Source organism: Chamaesiphon sp. OTE_20_metabat_361 (assembly GCF_031364565.1).
Genome location: NZ_JANLWO010000077.1, coordinates 1 through 7290 on the forward strand (window position 1 = coordinate 1; position 7290 = coordinate 7290).

The following is a 7290-nucleotide window of genomic DNA, read 5'->3' on the forward strand; positions in this document are numbered from 1 at the left end:
GAAAAGACCCGATTTCAAAATGTCGGGTCTTTTCGTTTATTAAAAATGTTTAGCGGTTGACATGTAGCTGGTGGGCACTGCCCACCCTACAAATGAATTTATTGGGTAGTAAATGAGGTTAACTATTCACCATTCACTATCCACTATTCACTATTCACTATCCACTAACTAATCAACTTGAACTGCTTTAACATCAACTGGAGCATCCTCGACAGTTGTGGATGTTGTAGATTTATCCGCTCTAGGATTGTTTGCTTGTAACTTCTCTTTAGCAATTTGCGAAACTTCAGCAATTAATAGCGAGATAATAATCCCATCATCTAACCAACCGATGACAGGGAAAACATCAGGAGAAATATCGATCGGACTTACGAGATAAAGGAGCGATCCAGCTACCACCCACCAGCGATATTTAGGATTGCGTAACAGATCGCGATACCAGTTGTAAATCGATTGGATCGAAAAGTTCATATTGGTCTCCTAAAAGAGCTATTTCTGACTTACTTACTAGTATCGCCTACACTCTTAAACTGTTAAAGGTGTGGAAAACTGAAATTTCTTTCGTGTCGTCCACACCTTTTTAGGCTTTTAGGCTCTAGGCTTGAGGCTTTAGGTGGAAGAGAGGGTTCTGGCTTGTTTAATCATCGCGATGAGGGTTTGATGAGCATCTTCAGAATCCGTTAATTCTCGATCGAATGGAATTCGTAGATTAACGGTTTCACCATCGACTTGCGCGGTAAGATCCATCCCCAACGGATCGATCGCACTCATTGCGGCTGTCTCCGCAGTAGGTGATTTCCCGTAAACTTGAGCGTAGGTAAGCACCGCCGCAGCATGATCGTCGTTCATATGCTTACAGATACGCTCGCTGATGGCTGGAGTAATAGGATCTGCCATAGGATTGTGAATTAAATAGGTAGTAAAATACCTTTCGATCGTACCGCAGATCGCCAGTAAACCTCGACGAATTGCCAAACTAGATCTCAATACTAGCAACTTCGATCGCTAAGTAATTGCCACGCCCGAAGAGAGTGTATTATGTTCGTGTCGAAGATCTTTTAGCACTCGAACGGTTTCAGTCAATTCCACCGTGCTACCACTCTCCCGCAGTGTGCCAATTGCCTCCTCACATACGGCTATCGCTTCATCATATCGCCCCATCGATCGATAAGTTTGCCCGAGATTGCACAGCAAACCTGGTGGTACCAATGTGCCTCTAGTATTAGCAAGATCGATCGCTTGGCGATAGGTGATAACAGCTCGGGCGTATTCCTGAAGGCAATTGTAGGCGCTCCCAAGATTGGTAAGTGCCCAGATTTCGCCATCGAGATCTGCTAGCTCCTGAAAAATGGCGATCGCTTGGCGGTATTTTGCGATCGCGCGCTGATATTGTTGGGCGGTATGATAGCTAGCTCCTAAGTTAGTCAGCGCCACAGCTTCGAGTTCGCGATCTCCCATTGTTTTGGCGTTCTCTAAATGAAATTGCCAGAATGAGGGGTCTTTGTCGTGCATCATCTTGGTAATTTACCTCCAGTACTTGAGTTGTACTGTTGATATTGGGGTAAACACCCGAACTTTATGCGCGATCGCTAATTGTTGGAGTAATGGGATCTGCGATCGTCTGGTGTTAGAGTGGCTAGTAAAAGTGCAGATAGTTCGTATACTGCAAACAGGCATCTAACTAGAAACTAAGGTGCTTTAAGTCTACTGCCATTTTTGCAGTTGGTCGATCGTTTCCTGATAAGATTTCACAGCGCCTTGTTGTTGATATAATTTTGCGGCTCGTTGCATGTCAGCTATTCCACCAGCTCGATCTTGCAAGTGACCATATTTGAGCAAACCGCGAGCAGCATAAGCTGGAGCAAACTGAGGTTTGAGTCGAAGAGTGCGATTGAAATCGTCTAATGCGCCCTGAATATCTTGGAGTGCGGTATATTTGAGCGCACCGCGAAAGAAGTAGGTATCAGCAAAGTTGGGATCGAGTTGAAGAGTGCGATTGAAATCGGCCAATGCGCCCTGAATATCTTGGAGTTTGATATATTTGAGCATACCGCGAGCAGCATAAGCAAAAGTAAAGTTAGGATCGAGTTGGATGGCGCGATTGAAATCAGCTAATCCGCCCTGATTGTCTTGGAGTCGATCGCGTTTAAGCATACCGCGATTGTAGTAAGCACCAGCAAATTTGGGGTCGAGTTGGATGGCGCGGTTATAATCGGCTAGTTCTCCTTGAATATCCTGAAGTCTCTCGCCTTTGAGCCTACCGCGATAGTTGTAGATAACAGCATAGTTGGGAGCGAGTTGGATAGCCCGATTGTAGTCGGCTAGACTACCCCGATAATCTTGTTTTCCAAATTTCTGCCCTGCTAGCGCGATATAGTCATCGGCTGTTGGTGCGGTATTTTGCGGAATGGCTGCGACTTTCTCGCCTAGATCCACGCCCATTTTGCTAGCAACTGTCGCGAAGCGGTTGATTGGGATGCCGAGATTAAATCCAGTTTTAGCACCACTATCATCTTGGTCGCCCCTGCCGTGAATGGCGACTAGTTCTCCCTCACTATTGAGTACCGCGCCACCACTCATGCCTGGAAGAGTGCTGTTACTATAAATTAACGAGTAGCCATTCTCTAAGACTTTGGTACTATTGGCTGAGACTTTACCTTCCCTAAATACAAAAATAGCCTCATTAATCGCCCTACTCGTCCTTGGAAATCCGCCGACGTAGAGATCCATTCCCGATTTGAGCAGGTTACAATTTCCGAGTTTGGCGGTGGGATATTTCGTTGTCGATTTAAATTTGACTACTGCCAGATCGATACTACCTGGAGATGAGCGAATCGAGCTACTGATGACATCGTACTTGCGATCGTCGGATGTCGTAATTTGATAGCTGGTTTTGTTCCTCACTACGTGAGCGGCAGTAAGGACTGTATAAATATCGCCTTGCCGTTGGAGAATGACTCCCGAGCCGACACTATCGGGTGCGGTAATCAGGACAGTAATTGCTTTAGCTGTCTCGCCAATCTCGACTGAGGACTTGGCAGCGGCAATCGTCTGGACGAGGGGAATCGTAGCGGCAATGCCGATTAGTCCTGCCCACAGGGAGATTCTGGGTAACATGGGGATATCGAAAGGGGAAGGGGGAAGGGGGAAGGGGAAAGGGGTAGTGAATAGCACGAGCGATTGATGTTTTAAGCTATTTCCCCAAAATGGCAGGAGAGCCATGTAATTTAGCGATAATTTAGCGATCGCTCTCCAGTAACGGGATTTCATCACACACTCGATCGTACTGCAAACAGCAACGATCGAGTTACTTAGACTAACGTTTAGACTCGTTCATCTGTTGCCGCCAGCGTTTTAGCCGAACGCTCGACTGTCGATATAGTTCGGTATCATCCTGCTGCTCGGCGAGTTTAGCCGCTATTTCGAGATCGGTAATCGCCCCGGCGAAATCCTTGAGTGTATAGTATCTAAAATCGCCACGTTTGAAGTAAGTAGACGCATTATTCGGATCGATCTCGATCGATCGATTGAAGTCCGTCATGGCACCTGGACGATCGTTAGTAACTATTTTCAAGAAGGCACGATAGCTGTAGTAAGTAGCCTCATTAGGATCGATTTTAATCGCCCGGTTGTAGTCAGCCAAGCCAGCATTCGCATCCATATTTTTGACTTTCAACCTGCCGCGATAGGCATAAGCCGGAGCATATTTGGGGCTGAGTTCGTTCGCGGAGCGTTCCTGTAGGGAAATCGCCAGATCGTAGTCAGCCATTGCACCAGAGAGATCTTGCAATTTGTTTGCTTTCAAATTCCCGCGATTGCTATAGGCTTCGCCATAGTTGGCATCGAGTTGGATGGCACGATTGTAGTCTGCCAGTCCGCCCTCGAAATCCTGAATTTTTACTTTGAGTACGCCGCGATAATTGTAAGCGGGCGAATTATTAGGTTGGAGTTGGATGACGCGATCGTATTCGGCTAATGCGCCCCGATAGTCGCGGTTACGATACTTTTGAGCGGCTGATGCTAAGTAATCATCTGCTTTGGGTGCGGTAGTTGGTGGGGGCGCAGCGGCTACCGACTTGCTCAAGGGGACGCCCATACTACTGGCAATCGCGACAAATCGCTCGATCGGAATCCCGACATTAAAGCCAGTTTTACTACCGAATGTATTATCGCTGAGTCGTTCGCGATCGCCCCTACCATGAATGGCAACCAGCTCGCCGTTGGTATTCAATACCGCTCCACCACTCATTCCTGGTAGCGTATCGTTACTATATACCAGCGAATAACCTGCCTCAAAAGTGCGATCGCTATTGGCAGAAACTTTACCTTCCCTAAATACGAATACCGATTTAGTTATTACTTGGGTAGCAGCGGGAAATCCAGCGACATATAGCTCCATCCCCGATCGGAGCCGCTGAGAACTTCCCAGTTTAGCGGTGGGATATTTGGCATTTGCTTTAAATTTGACGATCGCCAGATCGACATTTCCCGGTGCAGGCTTAATCGAGTTACTAATCGCTGAGTACTGGCGATCGTCTGAGGTGGTAATTTTGTAGTCTACTTTATTTCTGAGTACATGAGCCGCAGTGAGGACGGTATAGGTATCGCCTTGACGTTGCAGGATTACGCCCGAGCCGACACTCTGCGGCTCGCTAATCGACACTGTAATTGCCCTAGCTGTATCGCCGATCTCTACCGAAGTTTTGGCGAGCGCGATCGGTTGGATGAGGGGAATTGACGCCCAAACCCCGACGATTCCAATCCAACGTAAAATTTTAGTTGACATAAGCTCTAATTAGTTCCCAATAGACACGCAAAGCGGTAGTGGTATTAATATTAATCCAAATCTACACCAGTGCGGCTAGGCGCGCGGAGAGATAGACTCGATCGCCACTCTGATGCGGATTCGGATAACGGCTAACATATGAAAGTGTGCAACATTTAGCCGATCGCATGAATAGTAACTCTCATCCCCTCCAACGATTATTAAATTATGGACGACACTATCGCGGACAAACTTGGCAAGCCGCAATTTGGTCGGTATTTAATAAACTTTGCGATGTTGCTCCAGAAATTTTAATCGGGATTGCTGTCGATGTTGTCGTCAAAAAGCAAGATTCATTCCTAGCTTCGCGAGGGATTCAGAATGTCGAGCAGCAGCTAATAATTTTGACGATTATTACCGTTGTCGTTTGGGTATTAGAATCTGTATCTCAATATATATATACCAATCTCTGGCGCAATCTCTCCCAAAAAATCCAGCACAATCTCCGGCTCGCTGCTTATGGACACATCCAACAGTTAGAACTAGCATACTTTGAAAACCAAAGTACTGGTAATCTGATGGGAATCCTCGGCGATGACATCAATCAGCTCGAAAGATTTTTGGATGTTGGGGCAAATGAAATCATCCAAGTAGTTACGAATGCGATCGTCATTGGCGGCGTATTTTTTATCCTCGCACCGTCACTCGCTTGGTGGTCGATCGTGCCGATTCCGATTATTATTATCGGCTCGATTTGGTTTCAAAAGAAACTCGCACCTTATTATGCCAACATTCGTGAAAAAGTTGGCTTATTAAACGGGCGACTGGCGAATAATCTCGGCGGGATTACCACCATCAAAAGTTTTACTACTGAGGCTTACGAACTCGATCGAGTCCGTGCTGATAGCGAAGCCTATCGTCAGAGCAATCGACGCGCGATCGCCGTGAGCGCGGCATTTGTGCCGTTAATTCGGATGGCAGTTCTGTTTAGCTTTACGATGACGCTATTACTCGGTGGTATTGCGGCTGTAAACGGTCGATTAGAAGTAGGTACTTATAGTATTCTGGTCTATCTTACTCAACGCTTATTATGGCCGCTAACGCGCTTAGGTGAGACATTAGATCTCTATCAACGCGGGATGGCTTCGACTAATCGAGTGCTGGATTTACTCGATACCCCGATCGCGATCGATTCAGGTAGTTTATCTCTTCCACATGTACGCGGTGAAATAGAGTTAAAAAATATCACTTTTGCCTATCCAGATCGATCGACTGTTGTCAAAGAATTGTCGCTAAAAATTCCTGCCGGACAAACAATTGCGATCGTCGGTGCCACAGGTTCGGGCAAAAGTACCTTAGTAAAACTCTTATTGCGATTATATGAAATTAAATCGGGAGAGATAACTTTAGATGGGGTTAATATTCAAGATCTACAACTAGCTGACTTGCGGAGATCGATCGGTTTAGTCAGTCAGGATGTGTTTTTATTCCACGGATCTGTCCGCGAAAATGTTGCATATGGTAGTCCCGATGCAACTTTAGCTGAAGTAATTGCTGCCGCTAGAATTGCCGAAGCTGATGAGTTTATCGACTTATTACCCGAAGGCTACGATACCATTGTCGGCGAAAGAGGACAAAAACTATCCGGCGGACAACGCCAACGCATTGCCATCGCGCGAGCGGTATTAAAGAACCCACCGATCTTAATTCTCGATGAAGCCACATCCGCTGTCGATAATGAAACCGAAGCCGCAATTCAAAGATCTTTAGATAAAATCACCCTCGATCGAACTACAATTGCGATCGCGCATCGTTTATCAACCATCCGCAATGCCCACTGCATCTATGTCATGGAACGCGGACAATTAATCGAAGCCGGTACCCATGATGAGTTAATAACTCTCGATCGGATCTATGCTGGACTCTGGAATATCCAACAAAATGCCAAAGTTGCCGCTTGAAACTAGGCGCACTCTGGTACTCTACGGCATAAATCTAGTTACTATTTTGAGGAGACTGGGGGACTGGGAGCAAGAAATGATGTACTTACTTGCGCCGCTCAATACTAGCTTACCAAAATTGAACTGCTCAAATATGACATGTGGGTACTGTCTCGATCGAGACAGTACCCACATTCCAGCTACTACTGATAGTCTGGCACAGCTTCAGCCGCATCTCTCTTCGAGCCAAGCAAATCGAGACTATCAACCTTAATCACCGGGCGCGAGCGCTCGGTACCCGTCGCCTTATCAGTCCAAGTTTCGACTTCTAACGAGCCTTTAATGCCAATTTGACTGCCTTTTTTGGCATAGTTTCTGGCGATTTCCGCCGTTTTACCCCAGATCTTCAGATTGAACCAGTCAGGCTGATCTTGATTCTTGCTCCGACGATTGACAGCGAGGGTGAGCGTACAGAGCTGAGTACCAGATTCAAAATATTTCATCTCTGGATCGCCACCAACTCTCCCAACCAAATGAACGGCATTAATACTCATAGTCAATCTAGTAGTTATGTACCTTATTTTA

7 protein-coding genes are annotated in these 7290 nt (G+C 46.3%); 1 reads left to right on the forward strand and 6 read right to left on the reverse strand.

Translation table 11 applies throughout. The annotated features are described in order from the left end of the window. Positions 1-168: 168 nt before the first annotated feature. The 5 genes from RMO35_RS02040 to RMO35_RS02060 all read right to left on the reverse strand — a co-directional run bounded on the left by RMO35_RS02040 (position 169) and on the right by RMO35_RS02060 (position 4786). Positions 169-471, reverse strand: coding sequence for a YkvA family protein (locus tag RMO35_RS02040; protein WP_309738208.1), 303 nt, complete (start codon positions 469-471; stop codon positions 169-171). Positions 472-609: 138 nt separating this feature from the next. Beyond that, positions 610-975 (reverse strand): DUF2470 domain-containing protein, encoded by a 366-nt coding sequence (locus RMO35_RS02045; RefSeq protein WP_396135588.1) that lies wholly within the window; start codon positions 973-975, stop codon positions 610-612. Between the two features lie 30 nt (positions 976-1005). Next, complete coding sequence (locus tag RMO35_RS02050; protein ID WP_309738210.1) at positions 1006-1515, reverse strand: tetratricopeptide repeat protein; 510 nt, start codon at positions 1513-1515, stop codon at positions 1006-1008. A gap of 189 nt (positions 1516-1704) precedes the next feature. After that, on the reverse strand, positions 1705-3117 hold the full coding sequence (locus RMO35_RS02055; RefSeq protein WP_309738212.1) for a trypsin-like peptidase domain-containing protein: 1413 nt from the start codon (positions 3115-3117) through the stop codon (positions 1705-1707). 199 nt (positions 3118-3316) lie between these two features. Beyond that, the gene (locus RMO35_RS02060) at positions 3317-4786 is read right to left on the reverse strand and encodes a trypsin-like peptidase domain-containing protein (RefSeq protein WP_309738214.1); all 1470 of its coding nucleotides are present in this window, start codon (positions 4784-4786) and stop codon (positions 3317-3319) included. Between the two features lie 167 nt (positions 4787-4953). Here RMO35_RS02060 and RMO35_RS02065 point away from each other — a divergent pair, with 167 nt between their 5' ends. Further along, positions 4954-6726: an ABC transporter ATP-binding protein gene (locus RMO35_RS02065; RefSeq protein ID WP_309738215.1), complete on the forward strand. Its 1773-nt coding sequence runs from the start codon at positions 4954-4956 to the stop codon at positions 6724-6726. Between the two features lie 182 nt (positions 6727-6908). On the opposite strand, the gene RMO35_RS02070 is transcribed toward RMO35_RS02065, so the two are convergent. Next, positions 6909-7259, reverse strand: a complete 351-nt coding sequence (locus RMO35_RS02070) for a single-stranded DNA-binding protein (protein ID WP_309738220.1) — start codon at positions 7257-7259, stop codon at positions 6909-6911. Between the last annotated feature and the right edge of the window lie 31 nt (positions 7260-7290).

Coding starts and splice junctions, on each gene's coding strand:
- RMO35_RS02055 (WP_309738212.1), bottom strand. CDS start 3,117: ATGTTACCCAGAATCTCCCTGTGGGCAGGACTAATCGGCATTGCCGCT.
- RMO35_RS02050 (WP_309738210.1), bottom strand. CDS start 1,515: ATGATGCACGACAAAGACCCCTCATTCTGGCAATTTCATTTAGAGAAC.
- RMO35_RS02065 (WP_309738215.1), top strand. CDS start 4,954: ATGAATAGTAACTCTCATCCCCTCCAACGATTATTAAATTATGGACGA.
- RMO35_RS02040 (WP_309738208.1), bottom strand. CDS start 471: ATGAACTTTTCGATCCAATCGATTTACAACTGGTATCGCGATCTGTTA.
- RMO35_RS02060 (WP_309738214.1), bottom strand. CDS start 4,786: ATGTCAACTAAAATTTTACGTTGGATTGGAATCGTCGGGGTTTGGGCG.
- RMO35_RS02070 (WP_309738220.1), bottom strand. CDS start 7,259: ATGAGTATTAATGCCGTTCATTTGGTTGGGAGAGTTGGTGGCGATCCA.